The sequence below is a fragment of the Micromonospora sp. NPDC047753 genome (genome assembly GCF_040642735.1).
Taxonomy (GTDB): domain Bacteria; phylum Actinomycetota; class Actinomycetes; order Mycobacteriales; family Micromonosporaceae; genus Micromonospora.
In genome coordinates this window covers 16,150-42,702 of sequence record NZ_JBEYSL010000006.1, presented here as the reverse complement: position 1 = coordinate 42,702, position 26,553 = coordinate 16,150, and the positions used below count along the sequence as shown (strand labels likewise).

The 26,553-nt window shown below is 72.4% G+C and carries 20 protein-coding genes; 11 read left to right on the top strand and 9 right to left on the bottom strand.

What is annotated here, in order from left to right; genetic code table 11:
• From ABZ749_RS01410 to ABZ749_RS01390, 5 genes are all read left to right on the top strand, one after another.
• Positions 1–463, top strand: a 463-nt coding sequence (locus ABZ749_RS01410) for a transporter substrate-binding domain-containing protein (RefSeq protein WP_357221605.1), incomplete at its 5' end; no start/stop codon positions are given.
• Positions 464–479: 16 nt separating this feature from the next.
• Positions 480–1,124: an amino acid ABC transporter permease gene (locus ABZ749_RS01405; RefSeq protein WP_112582064.1), complete on the top strand. Its 645-nt coding sequence runs from the start codon at positions 480–482 to the stop codon at positions 1,122–1,124.
• Positions 1,121–1,990 (top strand): amino acid ABC transporter permease, encoded by an 870-nt coding sequence (locus tag ABZ749_RS01400; RefSeq protein WP_357221602.1) that lies wholly within the window; start codon positions 1,121–1,123, stop codon positions 1,988–1,990. The genes ABZ749_RS01405 and ABZ749_RS01400 overlap by 4 nt, the downstream gene beginning before the upstream one ends.
• On the top strand, positions 1,987–3,006 hold the full coding sequence (locus ABZ749_RS01395) for an asparaginase (protein ID WP_357221599.1): 1,020 nt from the start codon (positions 1,987–1,989) through the stop codon (positions 3,004–3,006). Before ABZ749_RS01400 ends, ABZ749_RS01395 begins: the two co-directional genes overlap by 4 nt.
• A complete protein-coding gene (locus tag ABZ749_RS01390) occupies positions 3,003–3,746 on the top strand; it encodes a copper homeostasis protein CutC (RefSeq protein ID WP_357221596.1) in 744 nt (247 codons plus the stop codon). Before ABZ749_RS01395 ends, ABZ749_RS01390 begins: the two co-directional genes overlap by 4 nt.
• 116 nt (positions 3,747–3,862) lie before the next feature.
• Here the strand turns inward: ABZ749_RS01390 and ABZ749_RS01385 are convergent, their stop codons facing one another.
• Together ABZ749_RS01385 and ABZ749_RS01380 are read right to left on the bottom strand one after the other, a co-directional pair.
• Positions 3,863–4,399 (bottom strand): hypothetical protein, encoded by a 537-nt coding sequence (locus tag ABZ749_RS01385; protein ID WP_357221593.1) that lies wholly within the window; start codon positions 4,397–4,399, stop codon positions 3,863–3,865.
• Between the two features lie 260 nt (positions 4,400–4,659).
• Positions 4,660–7,125 carry a glycoside hydrolase family 2 protein gene (locus ABZ749_RS01380; RefSeq protein WP_357221590.1) on the bottom strand — a complete coding sequence of 822 codons (2,466 nt, stop codon included), beginning with the start codon at positions 7,123–7,125 and terminating at the stop codon, positions 4,660–4,662.
• A 112-nt stretch (positions 7,126–7,237) separates the two neighbouring features.
• Here ABZ749_RS01380 and ABZ749_RS01375 point away from each other — a divergent pair, with 112 nt between their 5' ends.
• Complete coding sequence (locus ABZ749_RS01375) at positions 7,238–8,257, top strand: LacI family DNA-binding transcriptional regulator (protein ID WP_357221587.1); 1,020 nt, start codon at positions 7,238–7,240, stop codon at positions 8,255–8,257.
• 6 nt (positions 8,258–8,263) lie between these two features.
• Here the strand turns inward: ABZ749_RS01375 and ABZ749_RS01370 are convergent, their stop codons facing one another.
• On the bottom strand, positions 8,264–10,636 hold the full coding sequence (locus tag ABZ749_RS01370; protein WP_357221584.1) for a GGDEF domain-containing phosphodiesterase: 2,373 nt from the start codon (positions 10,634–10,636) through the stop codon (positions 8,264–8,266).
• A 217-nt stretch (positions 10,637–10,853) separates the two neighbouring features.
• Between ABZ749_RS01370 and ABZ749_RS01365 the strand changes: the two genes are divergently transcribed.
• A complete protein-coding gene (locus ABZ749_RS01365) occupies positions 10,854–11,246 on the top strand; it encodes a PH domain-containing protein (RefSeq protein ID WP_357221581.1) in 393 nt (130 codons plus the stop codon).
• On the opposite strand, the gene ABZ749_RS01360 is transcribed toward ABZ749_RS01365, so the two are convergent.
• A complete protein-coding gene (locus tag ABZ749_RS01360) occupies positions 11,240–12,166 on the bottom strand; it encodes a 2-hydroxyacid dehydrogenase (protein WP_357221577.1) in 927 nt (308 codons plus the stop codon). The genes ABZ749_RS01365 and ABZ749_RS01360 overlap by 7 nt on opposite strands.
• Before the next feature lie 185 nt (positions 12,167–12,351).
• Here ABZ749_RS01360 and ABZ749_RS01355 point away from each other — a divergent pair, with 185 nt between their 5' ends.
• From ABZ749_RS01355 to ABZ749_RS01345, 3 genes are all read left to right on the top strand, one after another.
• Positions 12,352–14,169 carry a SpoIIE family protein phosphatase gene (locus ABZ749_RS01355; protein WP_357221574.1) on the top strand — a complete coding sequence of 606 codons (1,818 nt, stop codon included), beginning with the start codon at positions 12,352–12,354 and terminating at the stop codon, positions 14,167–14,169.
• Between the two features lie 92 nt (positions 14,170–14,261).
• Complete coding sequence (locus tag ABZ749_RS01350) at positions 14,262–15,434, top strand: PQQ-dependent sugar dehydrogenase (RefSeq protein ID WP_357199581.1); 1,173 nt, start codon at positions 14,262–14,264, stop codon at positions 15,432–15,434.
• Between the two features lie 113 nt (positions 15,435–15,547).
• On the top strand, positions 15,548–17,104 hold the full coding sequence (locus tag ABZ749_RS01345) for a metallophosphoesterase (RefSeq protein ID WP_357221571.1): 1,557 nt from the start codon (positions 15,548–15,550) through the stop codon (positions 17,102–17,104).
• A gap of 33 nt (positions 17,105–17,137) precedes the next feature.
• Here ABZ749_RS01345 and ABZ749_RS01340 read toward each other — a convergent pair whose 3' ends face one another.
• Positions 17,138–19,495 (bottom strand): pyruvate dehydrogenase, encoded by a 2,358-nt coding sequence (locus tag ABZ749_RS01340; RefSeq protein WP_357221568.1) that lies wholly within the window; start codon positions 19,493–19,495, stop codon positions 17,138–17,140.
• Between the two features lie 124 nt (positions 19,496–19,619).
• A complete protein-coding gene (gene gatB, locus ABZ749_RS01335; RefSeq protein ID WP_357221565.1) occupies positions 19,620–21,119 on the bottom strand; it encodes an Asp-tRNA(Asn)/Glu-tRNA(Gln) amidotransferase subunit GatB in 1,500 nt (499 codons plus the stop codon).
• Between the two features lie 192 nt (positions 21,120–21,311).
• On the opposite strand from gatB, the gene ABZ749_RS01330 reads away from it, so the two are divergent.
• Entirely contained in the window at positions 21,312–21,839 is a 528-nt protein-coding gene (locus ABZ749_RS01330) for a hypothetical protein (protein ID WP_357221563.1), read from the top strand.
• A gap of 36 nt (positions 21,840–21,875) precedes the next feature.
• Here the strand turns inward: ABZ749_RS01330 and gatA are convergent, their stop codons facing one another.
• The 3 genes from gatA to ABZ749_RS01315 all read right to left on the bottom strand — a co-directional run bounded on the left by gatA (position 21,876) and on the right by ABZ749_RS01315 (position 26,486).
• The gene (gene gatA, locus ABZ749_RS01325; protein WP_124859764.1) at positions 21,876–23,351 is read right to left on the bottom strand and encodes an Asp-tRNA(Asn)/Glu-tRNA(Gln) amidotransferase subunit GatA; all 1,476 of its coding nucleotides are present in this window, start codon (positions 23,349–23,351) and stop codon (positions 21,876–21,878) included.
• Between the two features lie 23 nt (positions 23,352–23,374).
• A complete protein-coding gene (gene gatC / locus ABZ749_RS01320; protein ID WP_354889995.1) occupies positions 23,375–23,680 on the bottom strand; it encodes an Asp-tRNA(Asn)/Glu-tRNA(Gln) amidotransferase subunit GatC in 306 nt (101 codons plus the stop codon).
• A 145-nt stretch (positions 23,681–23,825) separates the two neighbouring features.
• Positions 23,826–26,486 (bottom strand): bifunctional diguanylate cyclase/phosphodiesterase, encoded by a 2,661-nt coding sequence (locus ABZ749_RS01315; RefSeq protein ID WP_357221560.1) that lies wholly within the window; start codon positions 26,484–26,486, stop codon positions 23,826–23,828.
• Between the last annotated feature and the right edge of the window lie 67 nt (positions 26,487–26,553).

The following is a 26,553-nucleotide window of genomic DNA, read 5'->3' as shown; positions in this document are numbered from 1 at the left end:
CACCTCCGGCCTCGCGGTCGGGGTCCGCAAGGACGACACCACGATCAAGGGCGTCAAGGACCTCGCCGGCAAGACCGTGATCGTCGGGGCGAACACACCCGCCGTCACCGCGCTGCCCACCGCCGCGCCCGGCTCGAAGCAGATCGCCTTCGGCACCGACCCGCAGGCCTTGCAGGCGCTGCTGCAGAAGCGCGGCGACGCGTACGTGCAGGACTTCACGCTGCTCGCCTCGGGCGCCAAGGCGAACCCGGGGATGAAGGTGGTGGGCGAACCGTTCACCACCGAGGCCTACGGCATCGGCCTCAACAAGGAGGACGCGCAGTTCAAGGAGTTCGTCAACAACTGGCTGAAGAAAATCCAGGCCGACGGCACGTGGGCGAAGGTCTGGGAGGGCACCCTCGGCTCGGTGGTGGAGGGTGGGGCGCCCACCCCGCCCGCCCTCGGTTCCGCCGACGGCTCCTGAGCAGCCTCTCGTACCGATGGAAGCCCTCACCGCCCACCTGAGCGAGCTTGGCCACGGCCTGGTCACGACGGTCGAACTGACCGTCGTGACCACCGTCGGCGCGATGCTGCTGGGCATCGTCGTGGCCACTCTGCGGATCGCCCCCGTCCCGCTGCTGCGCGCCATCGGCACCGCGTACGTGGAGGTGTTCCAGAACCTGCCGCTGCTGGCGCTACTGGTGCTCTTCGTGTTCGCGTTGCCGACGATCGGCATCACGTTCCCGCTGTTCACCTCCGCCGCGATCGTCATCGCGGTGTACGAGGGGGCGTACCTGGCCGAGGCGATCCGAGCCGGGATCAACACGGTCGGTGTGGGCCAGGCTGAGGCGGCCCGAGCCATCGGGCTCACCTTCGGCCAGTCCCTGCGGCACGTGATCCTGCCGCAGGGACTCCGGGCGGTGATCCAGCCGATCGGCAACATCTGCATCGCGCTGCTGATGAACACCTCGCTGGCCGCCGCCGTCGGCGTGGTCGAGCTGACCCAGGCGGCCAACACCGTGAACCTGGTCGAGGCTCAACCGATCGCCGTCTTCACCGGCGCCGGCCTCGCCTACATGCTGCTGGCGCTGATCATCGGTCAGGTCACCGGCCTGCTCGAACGAAGGCTGGCGATCGTCCGATGAACAAGACGCAACAGATCCTCTTCGACGAACCCGGCCCGCGCGCCCAACGGCGGATCCGGATCGCCACAGTGCTGGGCGCCGTCGTCCTGGCCGGTGCCCTGGTCGCGGCGGTCTACCAGTTCGCCAGCCACGGCGAGTTGGCCGCCGCCCGGTGGGAGCCGTTCACCACCCGGCCCATCTGGCGGTACCTGCTCAACGGCCTGTGGGCCACGCTGCGCGCCGCCGCCGCGACCGCCGTGCTGAGCGCCGCGCTCGGGCTGTTGCTGGCGCTCGGCCGGCTGTCGACGCATCGACCGCTGCGCTGGCTGGCCGGCGCGTACGTGGAGATCTTCCGGACCGTCCCCACCCTGCTGCTGATCTACGTGACGCTGTTCGCGCTGCCGCAGTACGGGCTGAACTTCCCGCTGTTCTGGAAGCTCGTGGTGCCGCTGGTGGTCTCCAACTCGGCGGCGTTCGCGGAGATCTTCCGGTCCGGCATCCTGGCGCTGGACCGGGGGCAGACCGAGGCCGGCCTCGCGGTCGGGCTGCGCCGCGGCCAGGTGATGGCCCTGGTGGTCCTGCCGCAGGCGCTGCTCCAACTCGCCCCGTCCCTGGTCAGCCAGCTGGTCGGGCTGCTCAAGGACACCTCGCTCGGCTTCGTGGTCAGCTACACCGAGCTGCTCTACAGCGGGCAGGTGCTCTCCTCGTACACCCACCTGCTGATCCAGACGTTCCTGGTGGTGGCGCTGATCTACCTGGTGGTCAACGCCTCGCTGTCGAAGTTCGCCCGCGTACTCCAGGCCCGTAACGGCCGCTTCGGCGGACGGCGCGGCCGGCGGACCGCCGAGTTGCCCCCGCCACTCCTCGAAGGGAACACCCCCCGGTGAGCATCTTCCGCTACGCCGAACTGGCCCGGGTCGTGCGTAACGGCTTCGTGGAGAGCCAGCACTACGGCAGCGTCGTGGTGCTCGCCCCGGACGGGGCTGTCGCCCTCGCCGCCGGCGTACCCGACGAGCCGGTGCTGCCCCGCTCCACCCTCAAGCCGGTGCAGGCACTGGCCTGCCGGATCGCTGCTGGCGACGAGCTGACCGGCCCGGCGCTGGCCGTCGCCGCCGGCAGTCACACCGGCGACGACCGGCACGTCGAGGTGGTTCGGGCGATGCTGGCCGGGGCCGGCCTGAGCGAGGACGCGCTCGGCTGCCCGGTGGACTGGCCGGAGGACGAACCGACCCGGGACCGGCTGATCCGCGCCGACGGACAGCGCGACCGGATCCGGATGAACTGCTCCGGCAAGCACGCCGCGATGCTCGTCGCCTGCGTCGCCAGGTCCTGGAGCACCCACGACTACCTCGACCCCGACCACCCGCTCCAGCGGGAAACCGCCGCCGCCGTCGCCCGGCTGGCCGGCACGCCGGTCGCGCACCACGCTGTCGACGGCTGCGGTGCACCGCTGTTCGGCCTGTCGCTGACCGGCCTGGCCCGCACCTTCCAGGCGTTGGTCACCGCGCCCGCCGGCAGCGACGAGGCGCTGGTCGCGCAGGCCATGCGCCAACACCCGGAGTACGTCGGCGGCTGGAACGGGCACCCGAACACCGACCTGATGCGGGCGCTGCCCGGCGTCCTCGCCAAGGGTGGGGCCGAAGGCGTGCTCGCGGTGGCCGCACCGGATGGTCACGCGGTGGCGGTGAAGGCGATCGACGGTTCGCCCCGAGCCACCACCGCAATCGCCCTCGCCGCCCTCGACGCCGTGGGCGTACCGGTGGGTGGAGCCGACGCGCTGCGCCAGGTGCCGGTGCTCGGCGGCGGCGTACCCGTCGGTGCCGTCACGGCCGTCATCGACTGGGCCACAGCATCGTCTCGGACCGAAGCGGCATCGCCTCGCACGGAAAAGGAAGAATCATGAACACATTCGAGATCTGCATCGACAGCGTCGAGGGAGCGGTCGCCGCCGAGGAGGCCGGCGCCGACCGGGTGGAGTTGTGCTCCGCGCTCTTCGACGGCGGGCTGACCCCCAGCCTGGGCACCATCGAGACGACAATGCGCGCGGTCAGCCGGATTCGGGTACACGTGATCGTCCGTCCCCGAGCCGGCGACTTCATCTACTCGCCGTTCGAGATCGAGGCCATGGAGCGGGACGTCCGGGCCGCCGTGGCGGCCGGCGCGCACGGCATCGTGATCGGCGCGTTGACCGCCGAGGGTGACGTCGACGTGCCGACCACCCGCCGGCTGATCGCCGCGGCGGGCGACGCCAGCATCACCTTCCACCGGGCGTTCGACATGACCCGTGACCCGCAGGCGGCGCTGGAGCAACTGATCGAGCTGGGTGTTCACCGGGTGCTCACCTCGGGTCAGGAGGTCAGCGTGCTGGAGGGTGCTCCGCTCATCGCCGACCTGGTGCGCCGGGCCGCCGGCCGGATCGTCGTCATGCCGGGCGGTGGCATCACCCCGCGCAACATCGCCCGGATCGTCGAGGCGACCGGCGCCGACGAGTACCACTTCGCGGCCCTGGTCAGCTCGGACAGCCCGGCCGTGCACCGCAACCCGGCGCCCCTGATGGGTGGCAGCCTGAACCGGCCCGAGTACGAGCGTTCGGGCACCTCGGGCGCCCTGGTCGGCCAGGTGCTCGCCGCCGCCCGCCCCTGACCCACAGCGCGTTCCGACGAGCGGCGGACCTGGAGGAGTCACCTTCAGGCCCACCGCTCGCGGGTGTCAGCCGAGGGGCAAGCGCCGCGATGTCACCCCGGTTCGCCGGCGACCGCTCAGTAGCCCAACACAGCGATGAGCAGCGAGGACACCGCGGCGACCAGGAGCACTCCGCCGGTGCCGAGCCCGACCACCGCGCTCACCGCCACGACGCGGGCCCGGGCCACCGGCACCGCCGCGAGGGCCACCACGGTGACGAGCACGGCAACCAGATGAATCAACGGATAGTCGATCAGCGCCGCAACCGGGAAAAGGTGCACGCCCACGACGAGGGCGATCCAGGGGGCGGCCAGCTCATTGCGCCGCAGCATTGCGAGCAGTCCCGCACCGACCGCGGCGACGCCGAACTCGATGCCGACGACGATGCCGAAGGTAGGGCTGGTGTCGGCGTCGAAGGCCGTACCGTCCGACCAGTGACGCCAGGCGAGCAGGGCCCCGGCGGCTGCCGTGAGCAGGGAAAGAACCGACCCGGCGATGAGCACTGGCCGCCACCGCTTCGGCGGCGCCTCCTGCGCCCAACCGAACCAACTGATGGCGAAGAAGCCGAAGACGAACGCCGTCGCCGCCGCGTCCCGGACATGGTCGGTGATCATTGGCTCCCCGATTACTGCCTGGGCTTGGTGAGGGGGCACAGGCTACCCCCGCCCCCTTTGCTCTGCACCCCGATAAGCACCAGTCGCAGACCGTAACCGTCGCGTCCGCGGGTGCAGAGCAAAGGACAATCGACGAGCCCTTACCTCCCGGCCACCTCAGGCACCCGGCACCAGTGACACCCAGCGGCCACGCAACCCGACATCGGGAAGCAGCGGCCTCCGCAGCCGTGCGAGCCCACTACTTCATCGATTGAGCATGATCATGGGACCGTGAGCTGACTCGACGCGATGTCGTTGACGCAGCGCAGCACCGGGCGTGCGGTCAGTGCGGCGGGGTCCAGCGACCGATCCACGTGCACGGTGAACGTCGTCGACTCGCCGGGCAGCAGCGTGACCAGGGCCGTGTCCACCGTGGCCGCGCCGTCGAGGCGGTCCGCGAACAGCGTCAGATCGCGTAGCACGGTGCGAGCCGTGACCCGGACCCGCTGCCCACCGTCGACCGGCTCGACCGTCGCGTCCCAGGCCGCCGCCGGCCAGTCCACCTCCCTGTCCTCGGCGAAGAACCACAGGGCGCGCTCCGCGGTGCCACCGGACTCCGCGACCAGCAACTCGCGCCGGGCATCCTCCGGCCGCGCCAGGTCCGCCGGCAGCGGCAGCACCACCGAGGAGTACGCCGGGACGTCGAGGTCGACCGAGGTCTTCGCCCTCGGCTCCCCGGTGAGCGTGAACCGGGTGACCGCGGCCGGTACGGCCCACGCCTCGGCGGTCTCGTTGACCGCCACCAGGGCCAGGCCGCCGTCACGGGGTTGCACGGTGAGCAGCCGGTCGGCGTACGCGTGGCGCAGCGCGTACCACAGGGGTTTGCGGCGGCCGTCGCCGTCGACGGCCGACCAGGAGGTCACCGGCCAGCAGTCGTTGAGCTGCCAGACGATGGTGCCGGCGCAGACGTCCCGGTGGGAGCGGAAGTGCTCCACCCCGAGCTGGATCGCGCGGGCCTGGTTGAGCTGTGTCAGGTAGTGCCAGTCGTCGAAGTCGGCCGGGGTGGGCAGGTGCGCGTCGAGGCCGCGCTGGAGCTTGGCGTCTCCGCCGGCCGCCTTCTGGTGGTGCGCCATGCCCGGTGAGTCGTGGGCCAGGGGTTCGTCGCTCAACGCACGGCGCAGCGTCGCGTACGCCGGTGGGGCCTGGTAGCCGAATTCGGCGACGAAGCGCGGGACGTACTCCCGGTATCTGGTGTAGTCGTCGGTGTTCCACACGTCCCAGATGTGGGTGGTGCCGTGCGCCGGGTCGTTGGGGTGGAGCGCCTCGCTGCCCGACCAGGGGCTGCCCGGCCAGTACGGGCGGGTCGGGTCCAGCTCGCCGACGATCCTGGGCAGCACGTCGAGGTAGTAGCCGCGCCCCCAGGTGCGCCCGGCGAGGGCCTGCTGCCAGTCCCAGTCGTGCCAGCCCCAGATGTTCTCGTTGTTGCCGGTCCAGAGCACCAGCGACGGGTACGGCGCGAGCCGGGTCACCTGCTCGGCGGCCTCGGCGGCGACCTCGGTGCCGAACGGCTCCTCCTCCGGGTACGCGGCGCAGGCGAAGAGGAAGTCCTGCTGGACGAGCAGGCCGCGCTCGTCGGCGAGGTCGTAGAAGTCCGCCGACTCGTACCGGCCGCCGCCCCAGACCCGCAACAGGTTGACGTTGGCCGCGACCGCCTGGTCGAAGCGCTCGGCCAACCGGGCCCGGGTGATCCGGGTGGGGAAAGCGTCGTCCGGGATCCAGTTGACCCCACGGACGAAGACCGGGACGTCGTTGACCGACAACGCGAACGGGGTGCCGTGCGCGTCGGGGGTGGTGTCCAGCCGTACCGAGCGGAAGCCGAGGCGGTGCGACCAGCTGTCCACTGTGTCGCCGTCCGGTGCGTGCAGTGTCACAGCGATCGGGTGGCGGGCCTGCTCGCCGTACCCCCGGGGCCACCACAGCGCGGGATCGCGGACGGTGAGGGTGAGCACGGCCGTGCGCTGCCCGGCCGGGACGACCACCTCGGCGTGGACGCCGGCCACGGCGGCGCGGACGGTCAGCGGGACGTCCGCGACACGCTCGACCTCGACGTGCACCTCCACCCGGCCGTCGCGACCGTCCATGGTGACCAGCGGACGGACGGTGGCCAGTCGAGCGGTCGACCAGGCGTGCAGGCTGATCTCCTGCCAGATGCCGGCGGTGACCAGTGTCGGCCCCCAGTCCCAGCCGAAGTTGCAGGCCATCTTGCGGATGAAGTGGAAGGGCTCCGGGTAGGCGTTCGGCCGGTCGCCGAGCCGTTCCTGCTGTGCCTCGGCGTAGCGGTACGCGGAGTCGAACGTGACGACCAGGTCGTTGTTGCCGTCGCGCAGCAACGGTCGCACGTCGAACCGGTAGCCGCGGTGCATGTTCGCGGTCCGGCCGACCTCCACCCCGTTGACGGTGAGCGTGGCGACGGTGTCCAGGCCGGCGCAGACCAGGTCGAGGCGCTCCTCGTCGCCCGCCCGGTGGACGAATGTGGTCTGGTAGACCCAGTCGGTGCGCCCGATCCAGGCCAGCGCCACCTCGTTGTCGTCGAGGTACGGGTCGGGGATCAGCCCGGCGTCGAGTAGATCGGTGTGCACGCAGCCCGGCACTGTCGCCGGCACCGACCGGCCGGCGACCTCCTCGGGCACCTGCGCTCCGGGGGCCGCCCGCACCGTCCAACCGTCGTAGAGTGCCTGTCGACTCACGATGTCACTGCACCTTCCCGCATCGAAAGATGCCAACTGAACCGGATAAGCTGAGCCACGCTACGGTCCGGAATCGGGGCTGTCAACGGCCAGAGAGCGAAGGAGCACGCCGGTGAAGCGGCCGACCATCGCCGACGTCGCCCAACGCGCCGGGGTGTCCAAGGGCGCCGTGTCGTACGCGCTCAACGGGCAGCCCGGCGTCTCCGAGGCCACCCGGCAGCGAATCCTCGCCATCGCCACGGAGATCGGCTTCAGCCGCAGCAGCGCCGCCCGCGCCCTCTCGGCCGCCACCGCCGGTGCTGTCGGCCTGGCCCTGTGCCGCCCGGCGCGGACCCTCGGCGTCGAGCCGTTCTTCATGGCGCTGATCAGTGGCGTCGAGGCCGAACTCTCCGCCCGCTCGTACGCGCTGACCCTCCAGGTGGTGGCCGACCCGGACGCCGAGATCGCGGTCTACCGGCGTTGGTGGGGCGAACGACGGGTGGACGGGGTGCTCGTCTGCGACCTGCGCACCGACGACCGTCGCATCCCCGCACTCGAACAGCTGCAACTGCCGGCGGTGGTGATCGGCGGTCCCGGCGGCACCGGTGAGCTGGCGAGTCTCTGGTCCGACGACGCCGCCGCGCTGACCGAGACGGTGGAGTACCTGGCCGCGCTCGGGCATCGCCGGATCGCCCGGGTCGCCGGTCTGCCCGAGCTGCGGCACACCGAGATCCGCACCGACGCCTTCGCGGCGGTCTGCCAGCGGCTCGGCCTGGTCGACGCGGTCACCGTCTGGTCCGACTACACCGGCGAGGAGGGCGGCCGGGCCACCCGCCGGTTGCTCAGTTCGGCCGGCCGGCCCACAGCTGTCGTCTACGACAACGACGTGATGGCCATCGCCGGGCTCTCCGTCGCTCAGGAGATGGGCCTCACCGTGCCCGGCGACCTGTCCATCGTGGCCTGGGACGACTCGCCGCTGTGTCGGCTGGTGCACCCGCCGCTGACCGCGCTGGGCCGGGACATCCCGGCGTACGGCGCGCACGCCGCCCGGCAACTGCTCGCCGTCGTCGCCGGGCAACCGGCCGGGCGGGTGCAGGACGAGACACCCCACCTCACGCCGCGTGGCAGCACCGCACCGCCGCGAGGGAGATGAACCGGTTCAGCGGGACGCTGAGGGAAATTCCTCGAAGTACGCCTCGACCCGCTCGGCAGTCGCCGGCCGGGACAGCGCGAACCCCTGCCCGTACCGGCAACCGCCCCGGCGCGCGCCCTCGACCTCCGTCGACGACTCCAACTCCTCGGCGACGATCTCGACGCCCAACCGTTCGCCCACGTTGACCACCACGTCGATCAGCGGCGGTTGCCCGTCCGGCCGTGCGCCCACCAACTCCGGGCCCACCTTGAGCAGGTCGATCGGCAGGCGGCGAAGCTGGGCCAGCGAGGCGTGCTCGGCCCGGAAGTCGTCCAACGCGGTGCGCACGCCCAGCGACCGCAGCCCGGCCAGTCGAGCCACCACCGTCGACAGGTCACCGGCGACCCTCGGCTCGCTCACCTCCACCACCAGTCGCTCCGGCGGCACCCCGTACGCGGCCAGCACGGCCGCGAGCCGCTGGACGAAGTCGGGAGTGGTCAGCTCCCGGGTGGTGACGTTGACGGCCATCCACAGCTCCCGGACGCCCACCGACCAGTTGGACAACTGCCGGCAGGCCCGGTCCAGCACCCACCACTCCAACTCGCCGACCAGGTCCAGGTCCTCGGCGACCGGCAGCAACTCGGCCGGGAGCACAGTGCCGAGCACCGGGCTGCGCCACCGCAACAGCGCCTCCGCGCCCACCGGCTGCCCGTCGGCCAGGTCGACCACCGGCTGGTAGACGAGGTCCAGCTCCCCGCGCGCCACCGCACCGGGCAGCTCGCGTTCCAGGTCGAGCCGACGCACCAGCTGTTCCTCCAGGAACGCGTCGTACCACTCCACCCGGCCCCGGCCCAGTTGCACTGCCCGTCGCCGGGCCAGCTCGGCCTGCCGGAGCACGTCCGCCGGCCCGGCGCCGCTCACCTCGGCCAACCCGATGCTCGTCTGCACGCGCAGCATCGCGCCGGCCAGCCGGTAGGGCGGGTCGAGCGCGCTCAACAGTCGGGTGCCCAGCGCGTACGCCAGCACCGGGCCGGCGGCCGTGACCACCGCGAAGCCGGTTGCCGTGCAACCGGTGACCAGGTCGTCGGGTGCGATGACCGCACGGGCCCGGTGCACCGCCTCGGCCAGCACGTCCTCCCGGGCCGTCGGGCCGAACCCCTCGGTGCCGTGCAGGTCCACGAGCAGCAGCGCACCGGCCGGCGCCGGAACGTCACCGATCGCGGCCAGGGCGTCCAGCAGGGCGACCCGGTCACCGGGGGTGCCGCCCGCCGACGCGGCTGGCCGGTTGAGCCCCGACCACGCGGAACTGTGGTCAGGCGACCAGGTGGAGCCGACGCCCGTGGCGGTGGCTGCGCCCTCCGGGACGCCGAGGGCCTGCTCGGGCAGCGGCTCCGGCTTGTCCGGCCAGCGTGCCGGCACCCCACGGCGGTGCCGCAGCGAACGGCCGGCCGGTCGCCGATGAGCGGCCCGCCGGACGGACCTGGACGCGTCACCGGCGCGCAGCAGCTCGCGCAGCACCAGGGGCGGCACCGCCGCCAGGGCCAACAGCACGCTCGTCTGGTCCGGTGCGCGGCCGGCGCTCAGGTGCAGACCCGATGCCAGCAGCAGCACCGCCGCGGGGAGCACCGACCGGGGCCAGGCCGCTGCGACCGGCTCCACCGGCTCCGTGTCGTCAGCCGCATCCGCAGCGCCGACGGCGACGAGCAACATCCCGAACACCAATGGGGGTACGGCCAGCAGCGCCACCCGACCGGCCGGCGCGGCCGGCAACGTGGCCAGCAGCACCAGCCCACCCAGTGTGAGCAGCACGCCACCCCGGCAGACCGCGGCACCCGAGCGCCGTCGTGGCCCCGCGAACGCGTTCAACGCGGCCATGCCCAACCCGCCGAGCGTCAAAGCGGCGACCAGCCGGACCGGGGCCGGTGGGCCGTCGGGGGGCAGCAGCAACCAGCCGGCGAGAGCCAGACCGACGGCCGGGCCGGTCGACTCGACCAGCCACCGCAACCGGACCGGGGCCGCCGCCCGGGATCGGCCGGGGAGCCGGTGCAGACCGGCCGTCGAGAGGGCCGCCACGACCAGCGACCCGATCAGCACGGCGACGGCGTGCCCGATGCCGGCCAGCGGCAACACGACGGCGGTGAGGCCCGCCGCCACCACCGCCGCGTCGAGCAGCACCCCCGCCGCACGCGGTGTCGGATCGGTGCCGCGCCGGGCGGCCAGCCGGGACAGTCGAAGGCCCGCGAGCGTGGCGCCGGCGCCGGCGGCCAACGCGATCACCACGGAGGGCGGGACCAGGTCGACGGAGCCGGCGAGAAGGAGCAGCGCCACCGCCACGGACGTGGCGGCCTCCGGTGCCGCACGGCGGGGGACGATAACGCGGAACGGGTACGCGAGGAGCACGGCGGTCGCCTTCGTGAGGGGGCACGGGGGCGGTGCGGCGGTGCGGGACATCGGACGTTGCGAGTCCGCTACCCACGATTGGCAACGATGGACGGCCGAATTGGTTACTTGCCGGTCACTCAGGGGAGACAAAGACCTGTGTCACTGTACGGCGTACCGCACGCTGCCGGCACCGCCCGCCGCGAGCCGAAACAACCCGGAGTGGGATCATCGGAGGGTGAGTAAGCCCGACACGGTCCGCTTCCGGTACAACCAAGCCATCCTGGTGGCCGCGATCATCGCCTTCGTCGGCGCCCTGCCACTGGCCAACGCCCGGGACTACCTGCTGCCGGTGCTGCTCGTCCCGCTCGCCGTCGCGGTGTGGGCCTGGCGGGCCGGCACCGACGCCGACGCGCGGGAGCTGCGCATCCGGGCGCTGGTCGGGCAGCGTCGGATCGACTGGGAGCAGGTCCTCGAGCTGACCACCGACCAGCGCGGGCGCGCGGTGGCCCGGCTCGACGACGGCCACCAGGTCACCCTGCCGGCCGTCCGAGGAGCGGATCTGCCCCGACTGGTCGCGGCGACCGGCCAAACGCTGCCGGACGCTGCGGCGGAGACCCCCGGTCAGTAGCCGTCGACCACCGTGTTGATCAGCGGTTGCCCGGCGGCGAACCGGCGGACCTGATCGCCCACCAGTCGGTAGGCCCGTGGCAACAACCCGCGCACCGACCCGCCGACGTGCGGGGTGAGAAGCACGTTCGGCATGACCCAGAGCGGCGAGTCGGCGGGCAGCGGCTCCGGGTCGGTGACGTCCAACGCCGCCGAGATCCGACCGGTCCCCAGCTCGGCGACGAGCGCCTCGGTGTGCGCCACCGGGCCCCGGGCAGCGTTGACCAGCAGCGCCCCATCGGGCATCGCGGCCAGGAACTTCTCGTCGATCAGGCCACGGGTCTGGTCGGTGAGCGGCACGATCACCACCACCACGTCCGCGTCGGGCAGCAGCCGGGGCAGCTCCTCCACGGCGTGCACCCCCTGCTCCGGGCGGGCCGACCTGGCGACAAGGGTGAAGCTCACGTCGAACGGGGCGAGCCGGTCGCGCACGGCCGCGCCGATCGAGCCGGCCCCGACGATGAGCACCCGCTTGCCGGTCAGCTCGTCGGTCGGGGTGTTCTCCGCGAACGTCCAGCGCCGCTCGGCCTGCGCCCGGACGAACGCCGGGAACGCCCGCAACTGGGTGAGGATCGCGGTGACGACCCACTCGGCGGTGGACGGGTCGTGCACGCCCCGGGCATCGCAGAGCGTCACCGCAGGCGGTGTCCGGCCGGCCCAGGCGTCCGCCCCGGCGGAGAGCAACTGCACCACCGCCAGGTCGGGCAGCTCCCGCAGCACCGCCGTCCCGTCCGAGCCACCCAGGAACGGCGGCACCCAGAAGCGGACGTCGGCCGGCCCGGACGGCATCCGGTCGGTGTGCTCGAAGACCTCCACCGTCACGCTCGCGGGCAGCTCGCCCAGGAGGTTCAGGCCGGCCTGGTGCGGAATCCATACCTTCACGTCCGCCGACGATAGTCCCCGACGCGGCGGCTGGTGCGGGCACGGCGGCGAACGGGTATGCCGGACTGTGGCGCACGAGGCCGGGACGGGCGAGACTCAGCACACCGATGTTCGGCACGGGCCCGTGCGAGGTATAAGAAAGGGTCGGAGGGCGGGTCCGCCTCCGCCCGGCAGACAGGTGCACGATGACCGACGGCTCCCCCGCCACCAACCGGCGTTCGATCGCCCCACCCGCGGCGCTCGGCGATCCGGATCGGTTGCGCGCGCTCGCCGACACCGGGCTCGACGCCACCCCGGACGAGGCGTTCGACAGGTTCGCCCGGCTGGTCAGCGACCTGTTGGACGTGCCTGTCGCGTTGGTCTCCCTGGTCTCCGCCGACCGACAGTTCTTTCCGGGCGCTGTCGGGTTGCCCGACCCTTGGTCGCAGCGGCGGCAGACTCCGTTGAGCCACTCGTTCTGCCAGCACGTGGTGGACATCGAGGCCCCGATGGTGCTGCCGGACGCCCGGCTCTACCCCCGCGTCCGGGACAACCTGGCCATCGACGACCTCGGCGTGGTCGCGTACGCGGGAATGCCGCTGACCGACCTCTCCGGCCGGGTGCTCGGCTCGCTCTGCGCCATCGACAGCAAGCCCCGCGCCTGGACGGCAGCGCAGCTGCGGACCCTGGCCGACCTTGCCGCCGCCTGCTCGTCGGAGCTGCGGCTGCGGATCGCGCTCGACGGCGCACAGGAGGCGCAGCGGCGGGCCGTGCAGGCACACGAGCGGCTGGAGCTGCTGGCCGGGGTGAGCGAGACGTTGGCCGGCACCCTGGACGTGGGCACCGCGCTGCGCCGGCTCGCCGCCACCATGGTGCCGTTGCTCGCCGACTGGTGCCTGCTCACCCTGATCGGGCCGACCGGCCTGCCCCGCGAGGTGGTGTCGGTGCACCGGGACCCGGCCCGCACGGCGGACATCGACCGGTTCGGCGAGCTGCTGGGCAGCGGGCTGAGCGCCGAGTCGGTCATCCGGGCGGTGCTCCGGACCGGCCAGCCCCGGCTCGGCAGCGTGGCGTCGCTGGCCGACGTCACGAGGGGCAGCACCAACCCGGAGATGACACTGATCGCGCAGCGCCTGGGCATCGCCTCCTACCTGAGCGTGCCGGTGCGGGCCGCCGGCGGCACGGTGCTGGGGGCGATCACGCTCGTCAACGACGGCCAGCGTCAGCCGTTCGACGACCGCGACCTGCTCACCGCAGTGGACATCGGCCGCCGGGCCGGCCAGGCCGTCGGCAACAGCTCGATGTACGGCGAGCAGCGGCACGTCGCCGAGGTCCTGCAACACAGCATGCTGCCCCGGCTGCCGGTGGTGGCGGAGCTGGAGCTGGCGGCCCGCTACCAGCCGGCGGCCGACCGGGTGGAGGTGGGCGGTGACTGGTACGACACCTTCGTGCAGCCCGACGGCGACGTGATCGCGGCGATCGGGGACGTGGCCGGGCACGACATCGAGGCGGCAGCGACAATGGGCCAGCTACGCAACCTGGTGCGGGGCGACGCCTTCGGTCGGCCGGACGCGGTCGGAGTGCTGATGAGCAACCTGGACGGCGCGATCCGTGGCCTGCGGCTGCCGATCGCCGCCACCGCGACGCTGGTGCGGATCTGTCCGCAGCGCGCCGGTGCGCACGAGATGACCTGGTCCAACGCGGGGCACCCGCCGGCCCTGGTGGTCCGCTCCGGCGGGGCGGTCGAGGTCCTCCAGGGCACACCGGAGCCGCTGCTCGGCCTGGCCCGTCCGTCGCCGCGGAGCAGCCACAGCAGCAGCCTGGCCACCGGCGACACCCTGCTGCTCTACACCGACGGGCTGATCGAACGGCGGGACCGCTCGATCGACGAGGGGTTGGCAGAGTTGGCGGGCCGGCTGTCCGACACCGACAAGCTGCCCCTCGACGACCTGTGCGACCTGCTGCTCGCCTCGATCCAGCACCGTGAGGACGACACCGCGCTGCTGGCCCTGCGGGCTCGGTGAGTGGCCCACCGGGGCTCATCGGGCGGGCCCATCGGCATCCGTTGCATCTCGACGGGCCCGGCCGGGTCGCGCGGCGGGCTACCCTGGGCCGGGTGAGCGCCCGTCCCCCGTACCCTCGCATCCGCCGCCTCCGGGTGGCCCTCGCGGCGTCCTGCGCGGCGCTGCTGTTCACCGCCGGTTGCAGTTTCGGTGAGCCGGAGCCCGACCCGGCCGGCGAACCGCCCAACCTGCCCACCCCGTCCGCGTCGGCGGGCCCCGGTGGCGCCGGCCAGCAGGCGGTCGCGACGGTGCTCGCCAAGGGGCTGCGGGTGCCGTGGGCGATCGCCTTCCTCCCGGACGGCGGCGCGCTGGTCACCGAACGGGACAACGGCCGGATCCTCCAGGTCGGGCCCGAGTCCGGGCCGGACGGGCTGCGGGTCCGCCCGGTGCAGACGATCCCCGACGTGGCCGCGGCGGGCGAGGGTGGCCTGCTCGGCATCGCCGTCTCCCCCGACTACGCCCGGGACCGGACGGTGTTCGTCTACTACACCGCCGAACGGGACAACCGGGTCGCCCGACTGCAACTCGGCGGGCAGCCCACCCCGATCCTCACCGGCATCCCCAAAGCCAATGTGCACAACGGCGGAGGGCTCGGCTTCGGCCCGGACAAGCAGCTCTACGTCAGCACCGGTGACGCCGGCCAGCGCCCCCTCTCGCAGGACGTGAAGAGCCTCGGCGGCAAGATCCTGCGAATCACCCCGGACGGCAAGCCCGCCGCCGGCAACCCGTACCCCAACTCCCCGGTCTGGTCCCTGGGGCACCGCAACGTCCAGGGTTTCGCCTGGGACGCCGCGAAGCGGATGTACGCCGTCGAGTTCGGCCAGAACACCTGGGACGAGATCAACCAGATCACCAAGGGCGGCAACTACGGCTGGCCGGAGGTCGAGGGTCAGGCCGGCGACAAGCGGTTCACCGACCCGATCGTGCAGTGGGCGACGTCGGATGCGTCCTGCTCCGGCCTGGCCGCCACGGACCGGCTGCTGGTCACCGGCTGTCTGCGCGGCAAGCGCCTCTGGGTGATGGAGCTGACCGACACCGGCACCCTGCTCGGAAAGCCCAGTGAGCTGCTCACCAACCGCTACGGTCGGCTGCGTGCGGTGGCCGCGGCACCGGACGGGTCGCTCTGGGTGAGCACCTCCAACCACGACGGCCGGGGCGACCCGGCGGGCGACGACGACCGGCTCCTGCGGGTGGTCTTCGCGGGTGGTGACGGCGGACGCAGCTGATTGCGTCACCATCCGTTCAGGTTTGCCAAGATCTTCCGACGGGCAGGTCAGACTCTCAGCATGGCGGGCAACGCGACGAGCGGCACGACGACGCCGATGACCGGGACGACCCGGTGACCGGCGACGATCGGCCACGCCCTACCGGTTGGTGGGTCGGAGCGGCCGGCCCGCTGCGTCGCCTCGGGCTGATCGTCGCCGTCCTCGCCGTGGCCCTGGCCGGGGCGGTGCTCGGGGTGCTCGCCGGTGGCCAGGTGAGCACCGACATCGGCCCGTTCCGGGCCAATCTCAGCATCTCCCCCGCCCGGGACGGCGGCACCACCGTCGACATCCCGCCGCTCGGCGCGCTGCTGCTCGACAGCCACGACGGGCCGACCCATCTCACCGTCCGGCTGGGCGCCCTCGACCAGGGGCGCACCGAGGCGCTGATCGACGATCCCGCCAGCATCAGCCGGGCCAGCCAGAGCGCGGTGGAGGACGTCCGCTCCGGGGTGATGCGCCTCGGTCTGCGTACCCTCGGCGCGTCGGTGCTCGTCACGTTGATCCTGGCCGGGCTGATCTTCCGCGACGTCCGGCGGACCGCCTGGGCGGGAGGGTTGGCGCTGCTGGTCACCGCCAGCAGCCTCGGCACGGCGGCGGCCACCCTTCGCCCGCAGGCCATCGAGGAACCGCGCTACGAGGGGCTGCTGGTCAACGCGCCGGCCATCGTCGGTGACGCCCGCCGGATCGCCAACGACTACACCAAGTACGCGGAGCAGTTGCAGCGCCTGGTCGGCAACGTCAGCCAGCTCTACACCACTGTGTCGGCGCTTCCGCTGTTGGAGCCGACCCCGGGCACCACCCGGGTGCTGCACGTCTCCGACATGCACCTCAACCCGACCGGCTGGCAGCTGATCCGGACGGTCGTGGAGCAGTTCGGCATCGACGTGGTGATCGACACCGGGGACATCACCGACTGGGGCAGCGAACCGGAAGCCTCCTTCGTGGCCTCGATCGGCCTGCTGAAGAAGCCGTACGTCTTCATCCGGGGCAACCACGACTCCGGCAAGACCGCCGCCGCGGTGGCCCGTCAGCCGAACGCGATCGTGCTGAACAACACGACGACGACCGTCGCCGGGCTGACCATCGCCGGCATCGGCGACCCGCGCTTCACCCCGGACAAGAACACCTCCCCGGCCGGCAGCGGGTTGACCCAGCAGGTGGCCGACCAGGTGATCGGAGCGGGCAACCAGCTCGCTGCGACGGTCCGCAGCTCACCGCGACCGGTCAACATCGCGCTGGTGCACGACCCCGCGTCGGCCGGGCCGCTCGCCGGCACGTGCCCGTTGGTGCTGGCCGGGCACACCCACTCCCGGCAGGTCTCCGAGCTGCCGCAGGCGCCCGGGCAGCAGCCCACCACGCTGATGGTGGAGGGCTCCACCGGCGGCGCCGGGCTGCGTGGCCTGGAGGGCGAGAAGCCCACCCCGCTGTCGATGAGCGTGCTCTACTTCGACCAGCAGAAGCTGCTCCAGGCGTACGACACCATCACCGTCGGCGGCACCGGGCAGGCCCAGGTCAACCTGGAACGACGCCTGGTGGAGAACCCGACCGCCGGCGTCCCCGCCACACCCACGCCCACACCGACGCTGAGCGGCGGCGTCCCCGCCACACCCACGCCCACCCCGACCGGCTGAGCCGACGCCGACGCCCGCCAGCGGGCCGGCCGGTCAGCGCAGGGCGATGGCGGCCAGGGCGGCGTTGACGATGCTGCCGGGCAGCAGGTCGTGCAGTTCGTACAGCTCGGCGACGCTGCCGGACTGGCCGAACTCGTCCACACCGAGCGGCACCGCCGGTGCGCCGACCGCCGAACCGAGCCAGGCCATCGCGTGCGACGCGGCGTCGTGCACCGACACCACCGGCACCCGATCGGCGAACGCGGACCGCAACGCGCCCGGCACGCTGGGCACCGTGGCCGTCCGCACGCCCTGGCGAAGGGTGCGCTGCCAGGCCCGGTAGAGCCGGTCCAGCGAGGTCACGTCCACCACGTGCGCGGCGACGCCCTCGTCGGCCAGCTCCGCAGCGGCGGCCAGCACCTCGGGCAGCACCGCGCCGGAGGCGGCCAGCTGCACCACCGGGGCGTCGACCAGGTGCGGGTACGCCTGGTGCGCGTCGACCAGCCGGTACGCCCCGGCGACGACCTGCCGGCGCAGCACCGCGTCGCCGAGCCGCGCCCGGGCCGCCTCGAACGGCGTCTGGTCCAGTGGTCGGGTGCTCAACCGGAAGTAGTACGCGCCGTCCTCGGCAGGTGCGGCGGTGGCGGCCGGTGCCGACCCACCGGCGATCTGGCCGAGCGCGTCGCAGAGCAGCCAGTCGAGGGTGGCCGCGTACGCCGGCTCGATGAAGGTCACCCCGGGCAGCTCCAGGCCGACCGACGCGGTGATCGTGGACTGGTGGGCGCCGCCCTCCGGGGCGAGGGTGATGCCGGACGGCGTGCCGGCCACCACGAACCGCGAGCCGGAGTACGTGCCGTACAGGAACGCGTCCAGGCCGCGCAGCACGAACGGGTCGTAGACGGTGCCCACCGGTAGCAGCGGCTGCCCGGACAGGTCCCAGGACAGCCCGAGCTGACCGAGCAGCAGGAACAGGTTCATCTCCGAGATGCCCAGCTCGATGTGCTGCCCAGCGGGGCTCTCGGTCCAGCGCAGCATCCGGTCCTCGGTCCAGGAACGCTGCTCGGTGGGGGCGAACACTCCGGTCTTGTTGATGAACCCGGCGAGGTTGGTGGAGGTTGCCACGTCCGGGGCTGTGGTGACCAGGTAGCGGCCCACCTCCCGGTCGCGCGCCAGGTCCACCAGCACCCGACCGAAAACCTCCTGGGTGGAGATCGGCTTGGTTGCGCGTACTCCTGTGCTTTCCGGGACGGTGACCCCCAGCGCACGCTCGCGCGGCGCACGGGACAGCGCCTCCCGGCGGGCGCCGGCCTGGATCCCGGCGGGTGACGCCGGGTCGAGGCGGTCCCACTCGGTCTCGGCGGTCAACCCCTGCGCTGCGCGCAGCGTGTCGACCTGCTCCGAGCTGAGCAACGCGGAATGGTTGCGCGGGTTGCCGGCGATGGGCAACCCCCAACCCTTCACCGTGTACGCGAAGACGACGCTGGGCCGGTCGGTGACCGCGTCGCACTGGGCGTACGCGTCGAGCATCGCCTGAAGGTCGTGCCCGCCCAGGTCGGTGACGAGCGGGCCGAGGTCCTCGTCGTCGATGCCGGCGATCAGCTCGGCGATCCCGGTCGGCGCGCCGTCCAGGAACTGCTTGCGCAACGCCGGACCGGCCAGCCCGAACAGCGACTGGTACTGCTCGTTCGGCATCGCGTCGATCCAGTCGCGCAGCGCCTCACCGCCCGGCCGGGCGTACGCCTCGGCGAGCTTACGGCCGTACTTGACCTCCACAACGTGCCAGCCGGCCGCCTCGAACTGGCCCCGCCACTGGTTGATCCGGATGCCGGGGACCACCCGGTCCAGCGACTGGCGGTTGAAGTCGACGAGCCACATGACGTTGCCCAGCCCGGTGGTCGCCGGGTCGGCCACCGCCTCCCAGATGTTTCCCTCGTCCAGCTCGGCGTCGCCGATCAGCGCCACGAACCGGGAGTGCGGGCGGGCCCCGAAGTGCGCGTCGACGTACCGCCGGGTGGCGGCGGCGAAGAGCGGCGCGGCAGCGCCCAGGCCGACCGACCCGGTGGAGAAGTCCACAGCGTCCGGGTCCTTGGTGCGCGACGGGTACGACTGGAGGCCGCCGCGGGCCCGCAGCCGGGGCAGGTAGGAGCGGTCCAGGTTGCCGAGCAGGTACTGGATGGCGTGGAACACCGGAGACGCGTGCGGCTTCACGGCGACCCGGTCCTCGGCGTCCAGGTGCGCGAACCAGAGCGCTGTCATCGCCGTGACCAGCGAGGCGCTGGACGCCTGATGGCCGCCGACCTTCACACCGTCGCCGGTGGCCCGGTCATGATTGGCGGCGTCCACGATCCGGGTGGCGAGCCAGAGCACCCGCCGCTGGATCTCGTCGAGGACATCGAGGTCATGCTGGGTCACTGTGGCTCCATCCAGGCGTCGCCGTTGACGCCCTCGCGAGGGGTGCGGGGTGGCCGCTCAGTCGGCAGGGGGTGGCGGAAGGCCGCCGCCGGGTCACGGCGGCGGCCTCCTCCGGGCGGGTCTCTCAGCCCTGGACGCCGAGGCGCTCCAGGATCAGCTCACGCAGCGTCTTCGCGTCGGCCTGACCACGGGTGGTCTTCATGACCGCGCCGACCAGCGCGCCGACCGCCGCGACCTTGCCGCTGCGGATCTTGTCGGCGATGCCGGGGTTCGCGGCGATCGCCTCGTCAACGGCGGCGGTGAGCGCGCCCGTGTCCGACACGACCTCCAGGCCCCGGCTGGTCATGATCTCGGTGGGCGAACCCTCACCGTCGACCACGCCCTCCAACACCGTGCGGGCCATCTTGTCGTTCAGCTTGCCGGCGTCGACCAGACCCTGAAGCTCGGCGACCTGCGCGGGGGTGGCACCGATCTCGCCCAGCTCCACACCGCTCTCGTTGGCCCGGCGGGACAGCTCACCCAGCCACCACTTGCGGGCCGCCGCCGGGGTGGTGCCGGCAGCAACGGTGGCCTCGATCAGCTCGACCGCGCCAGCGTTCAACACCGACTGCATGTCCAGGTCCGAAAGGCCCCACTGCTCCTGGAGGCGACGCCGGTGCACCCGGGGCAGCTCCGGCAGAGCGGCCTTCAGCTCGGCGACCCAGGCCGGGTCCGGGGCGATCGGCACCAGATCCGGCTCGGGGAAGTACCGGTAGTCGGTGGCCGTCTCCTTCGAGCGACCCGGGGTGGTGTCACCGGTGTCCTCGTGGAAGTGACGCGTCTCCTGGGTGATCCGGCCGCCCGCGTCCAGCACCGACGCCTGCCGCAGCATCTCCGAACGGACCGCCCGCTCCACCGACCGCAGCGAGTTGACGTTCTTCGTCTCGGTGCGGGTGCCCCACTCCGCGCCCGGCAGGTTGAGCGAGGTGTTCACGTCGCACCGCAGCGAACCCTCCTCCATCCGCACGTCGGAGACGCCCAGGGTGCGGATCACGTCCCGCAGCTCGGCGACGTACGCCTTGGCCACCTCGGGGGCGAGCGCACCGGTGCCCGTGATCGGCTTGGTGACGATCTCGACCAGCGGAATGCCGGCCCGGTTGTAGTCGACGAGCGACTCCGTCGCCCCGTGGATGCGGCCGGTGGCGCCGCCGACGTGCAGCGTCTTGCCGGTGTCCTCCTCGAGGTGCACCCGCTCGATCTCGATCCGCACCGTCTCGCCGCCCACCTCGACGTCCAGGTAACCGTCGACGCAGATCGGCTCGTCGTACTGGCTGATCTGGAAGTTCTTCGGCATGTCCGGGTAGAAGTAGTTCTTCCGGGCGAACCGGCACCACTCGGCGATCGAGCAGTTCAACGCCAGGCCGATCCGGATGATCGCCTCGATGGCCGCCTTGTTGGCCACCGGCAGCGACCCGGGCAGGCCCAGGCACACCGGGCAGACCCGGGTGTTCGGCTCGCCGCCGAAGTCGGTCGGGCAACCGCACCACATCTTGGTGTTCGTGCCCAGCTCGACGTGGGTCTCCAGGCCGATCACCGGTTCGAAGCGCGCAACGACCTCGTCGTACGCGGGCAGTGTCGTGGTCATGAGACGCTCCAGGCGCGATCCGGACAGAACCTGTCCAGCCTAATGGGGTTGTCCGATCAATCCTCGGGCGGGTTTCGTCACGGGCGCGTGGCGTCGTCGGCGGCGGGGTAGGGAACGGCGATGACGAATACGGGGAGAGAGTCAGGAGTGCAGGCCCGGCCGGTCATGGAGGCCCGGCGGCGCTCAAGCCGGATGACCAGGGCCGCGGTGGTGCTGTTGGCGGCCACCGTCCCCGCCACGTTCGCCATCGGGATGCTGATCTCCGACGGGAAACGGGATGCCGGCGACCCGCTGATCCGGCTGCTGCTCCTCCTGGTGACTGCGACGCTGGGCGTCGCAGTCATCCTGCTGATCAACGCATGGATGACGAGAAACTCTTCTGTGTCCGACGGCGCCGACCCGGCCAGCCGTCGGCGGGTGAAGGCGGCACTGCGCGATGGGTCGAGCACTGACCCGCAGATCGACGCACTGGCCCGCAAGGAGGCTGAGCGGCAGGTACGTCGACGGTGGGTGTTCTGGGCCCTCGGTGCTGTCCTGGCGTTGCAGATGCTGAACGCCATCAGCACCGACCGCACGTCCGCCCGCTGGACGTCCGGACTGGGCGCGGTGGTCTGGGCGGTGGTGCTCTACCAGCACTGGCGCACCACCCAACGGGCCCGCCGCTACCTCGCCGGTCCGCCAACCGCCGAAACAGCCGAGGCGGGTCACGGACCGGCGTGAACCGCCCGTCCCGACCCGCCTCGGCCCCGTTCGTGCCTACAGCGCCGGCGGGGTGAACGTGCCGATCGCCGACTCCAACGCGGCGGCGACCCGGTACATCCGGTCGTCGGCCATCGTCGGGGCCATCACCTGCAGACCGACCGGCAGCCCCTCGGAGAGCCCACACGGCACCGAGATGCCCGGCCCGCCGTACAGGTTCGTCGGAATCGTGTAAAGGTCGGCCAGGTACATCTGGTACGGGTCGGCGGTCCGCGCACCCATCGGGAACGCCACCGACGGGGTGGTCGGCGAGATCAGCGCGTCGACCCGCTCGAACGCGGCAGTGAAGTCCCGGGTGATCAGGGTCCGGACCTTCTGCGCCTGCCCGTAGTACGCGTCGTAGTAACCCGACGACAGCGCGTACGTGCCGATCATGATGCGGCGCTTGACCTCCGGACCGAAGCCGGCCTCGCGGGTCAGCGACATGACCTCCTCCAGCGACCGGTTGCCGTCGTCGCCGACCCGCAGGCCGAACCGGACACCGTCGAACCGGGCCAGGTTGGAGGAACACTCGCTCGGGGCGATCAGGTAGTACGCCGGCAGGGCGTACGCGAACGTCGGGCAGGACACCTCGACGACCTCGGCACCCATCTTGGTCAGCGCGTCCACCGACTCACGGAACGCGGCCATCACGCCCGGCTCGGCACCCTCGCCCACGAACTCGCTCACGATGCCCAGCCGCACACCGGTCAGGTCACCCGTAGCGCCGAGCTTCGCCGCCGCCACCACGTCCGGCACCGGCTGCGGGATGGAGGTGGAGTCACGCGGGTCGTGCCCGCCGATCACCTGGTGCAGCAGGGCCGCGTCGAGCACGTTGCGGGCGCACGGGCCCGGAGTGTCCAGCGACGAGGAGAAGGCCACCAGCCCGTACCGGGACGTGCCGCCGTAGGTGGGCTTCGCGCCCACGGTGCCGGTGACCGCGCCGGGCTGACGGATCGAGCCGCCGGTGTCCGAGCCGATCGCCAGCGGCGCCTCGTACGCGGCCAACGCGGCAGCGCTGCCACCACCCGAACCACCGGGGATCCGGCTCAGGTCCCACGGGTTGTGCGTCGGACCGTACGCCGAGTATTCGGTGGACGAGCCCATCGCGAACTCGTCCATGTTGGTCTTGCCGAGCATCACCGTGCCGGCCTCCCGCAGCCGCTGCACGATCGTCGCGTCGTACGGCGGGCGCCAGCCCTCCAGGATCTTCGACCCCACGGTGGTCGGAATGCCCCGGGTGGCGAGCACGTCCTTGACCGCGACCGGCACACCCGCGAGCGGGCCCAACTCCTCGCCGGCGGCCCGGCGCTCGTCCACCGCGCGGGCAGCGGCGAGCGCACCCTCGGTGTCGACATGCAGGAAGGCGTGCACCCGGTCGTCGACCGCGGCGATCCGATCCAGGTGCGCCTGGGTCACCTCGACTGCGGACGTCTCGCCCCCAGCCACCAGGGCCGCGATCTCCGTCGCGGTCATACCAATGAGATCGCTCATGCCGTCACTCCGCTGCCGCTCGCTCATGAGGCCACATCCTCGGTCAGGATCCGCGGTACGCGGAACCGCTGGTCCTCGGCGTCGGGCGCGCCCGACAGCGCTTCCTCCGGGGTCAGGCACGGCGTGACGACGTCCTCGCGGAAGACGTTTGTCAGCGGCACCGAGTGCGAGGTCGGCGGGATGTCCGCGGCGGCGACCTCGCCGACCTGGGCGACCGCCTGGAGGATCACGTCGAGCTGGCCGGCGAACGTGTCCAGCTCCTCCTCGGTGACGGCGAGCCGCGACAGGCGCGCCAGGTGCGCGACCTCCTCGCGGGAGATGGCGGCCATCCGTGCCCCCTTCTGAATTCCTGCTGGTCGGGCGGTGTGCCGGCCGCGCGACGGGTGGAGCGTGACACGCGGTGACCGGAGCGAGTCTATTGTTCCGCTCCGGTGCCGCGTCCCCGACTCCCCCTCCAGCGGCCCTCGCGCGGGGTCAACGGGTGGGGCGGCGAGCGGCATCCGGCTGCGGGTGCCCGCCGGTCGGGCGGACCGGCCGGTACCGGGTCAGCCAGGTGACCAACTCCTCGGCCGGCATCGGCCGGGCGTAGAACCAGCCCTGCGCGGCGTCGCAGCCGGCGGCGTGCAGCATCCGCCAGGTCCGTTCGTCCTCGACACCCTCGGCCACCACACGCAGCCCCAGCGCGCCGGCCAGCTCGATCATCGACCGGACGATCGCCGCGTCGTCGGTGTCGTCGGCCATGCCGAGAACGAACGACCTGTCCACCTTCACCTCGGACAGCGGCAACCGGCGCAGGTGCTGGAGCGAGGAGTAGCCGGTGCCGAAGTCGTCGAGCGCGATGGCCACCCCGATCCGGTGCAGCCGGGAGATGGTGGCCAGCACCCGTCGCGGGTCGGCCATCAACGCGCCTTCGGTGATCTCGACCTGAAGCCGCTCGGCCGGCACCCCGTAGCGGGCCAGCCGGTCGGCGATCTGGTCGGCGATCTCGCCGGTGTGCAGGTCACGGACGCTCACGTTCAGCGCCGCGCGAAGGCCGATGCCGGCCGCCGACCACTTGGCGAGCTGCTCCACCACGTCGTCGACGACACGACGGGTGAGCAGTCGCATCACGGCGCTCTGCTCGGCGACCCGAATCAGTTCCTCCGGGTCGACCATGCCCCGACGGGGGTGCCGCCACCGCAGCAGCGCTTCGACCCCGACCACCTCGCCGGTCGCGATGGCGATCTGCGGCTGGTAGTACATGGTGATTTCCCCGGCGTCGTCGGCCGGCTCCTCGTCCGCGTGTGCCCACCCGGTCGGTTCGAGCGGCTGCCCGGGTGTACCCGGCCCGACGTCCCGCCGCGCCCCGGTGCGACCCCTGCCCACCGCGCTCCCGTTCGGGGACCGCCGGCCGATCCCGCCCCCGGCGCGCCGCTCCCGAGCCGAGCCGGAACGGGTGCCGGCGACAGTGGCACGGGCGTTGCGGCCCCGGATCGGGTCGGCTCCGGTGGCGATCCGGTTGATCAGCTCATCGGAGTGCACCAGGTCGGCGTCGGTGTGCCGACGGCGGGCCCACCATCGGGCAGCTCCCAGCCGTGCTGTGGCGACCGCCGCCGCCGGGTCCGCCGCTGGCGCGGACCGGTCCGACGCCGCGGTGGGCAGCGCGCCCTCGGCCGGCGCGCCGGTGGGCAGCGCCGCCCCGTCACCGCCGCGCACCTCCGCCGACGCGACAAGGGGTACGTCGGCAGTCCGCTCGGCGTCGCTCGGCCCGCTGTGCCGACCGTTGCCGTCCGGCTGCGCGTCCTCCTCCTGGGCTGCCGCTTCGACTTCCGCAGGCAACTCGGTCGACGGGCTGGCTTCCAGTACGCGCCGCAGGTCGGCGAGGAGGCCGAGTCGCTCGGCGGAGTTGTGGTCGGACTCCGGGGCGTACACGGCCACCGTGTCGTTGCGGTGCTTGGCGTCGTACATCGCCACGTCGGCGTGGCGCATCAGGGTGGCGAAGTCCTCGCCGTGCTCAGGGAAGAAGGCGATTCCGATCGACCCGCCCACGTCCAACGGCAGCCCGTCGAGCGGCACCGGCTCGGCCAACGCCTGAACCACCCGGTCGGCCAACTCCCGCGCCTGAGCGACGTCGGTCAGCCCGGTCATCACGATCGCGAACTCGTCACCGCCGAGCCGGGCGATCATCTGCGGTCGGGGCTGCATGTCGGTCAGCCGGGCGCTCACCTCGACCAGCAACCGGTCGCCCACGGCGTGGCCGAGGGCGTCGTTGACGTTCTTGAAACGGTCCAGGTCGATCAGCAGGAGCGCGAGCTGCCCGTCGGGTTCGCCGCGGGCGGTCCGCTCGGCGTGCAGGTGCACCTGCTCGGCCACCTCGGCCAGCAGCGCCTTGCGGTTGGGCAGACCGGTCAGCGGGTCAGCGGCGGCGAGGTGCTGCTGTTCGTTGGTCAACCGCGCCATCCGGTAGACGGCGAAGAGCGGCACCAGCACCAGCGGGATCAGCGCGGCGCTGACCCGCGCCGCCGCGACCAGCACCGGGGCGAGCAGCAGCAGCGAGCCGGTGGAGAGCAACTCGAAGCCGAGGCCCTGGCGGAGGGTGGGCCACCACCGGTCCCCGAAACGCAGCCGCACCGCCCAGCTGACCAACCCGTAGTTGACGACGAACCAGGCCAACGCGGCACCGCCGACGGCGGCCACGTCGGTCCAGTGCGAGCGCCCGCCGGAGAAGATGGTGCCCGAGCCGAGCTGGATCACCCCGTACGCGGCGGCGAGGGCACACACGTACTGGCCAACGTTGAAGGCCGTGCGCCACGCGGCGTGCCGCATCCGCCAACCCGAGACGACCACGCCCACCGCCTGCACCACCACCGCCGGGCCGAGACCCCAGCCGAGCAGGATCGCGAAGGTGAAGCAGGTGGACGGGAACACCGCCGACGTCTGCCGGCGCCCCGGTGGCACGAACGGGCGCGCGTCGCAGACCACAGCGAGCGCGGCCATCGTCCAGAACGCCACCGGCAGGTCGGGCAACTCGCCGGGGAGCGTCGCGAGTGGAACGGCGGCGGTCAGCGCGGCGACCGCCAGGATGCCGGCGACGAAGGCGGCGAACGGTGCGACCCGTCCCGCAGGAAGCGAGTTGCGTGGGTCGGCGACCTCCACCACACCTCCCGACCGACCATCGGCGTGCCGGTGCGCGCGCCGTGACCCAATGAAACGCCCTCGGCCC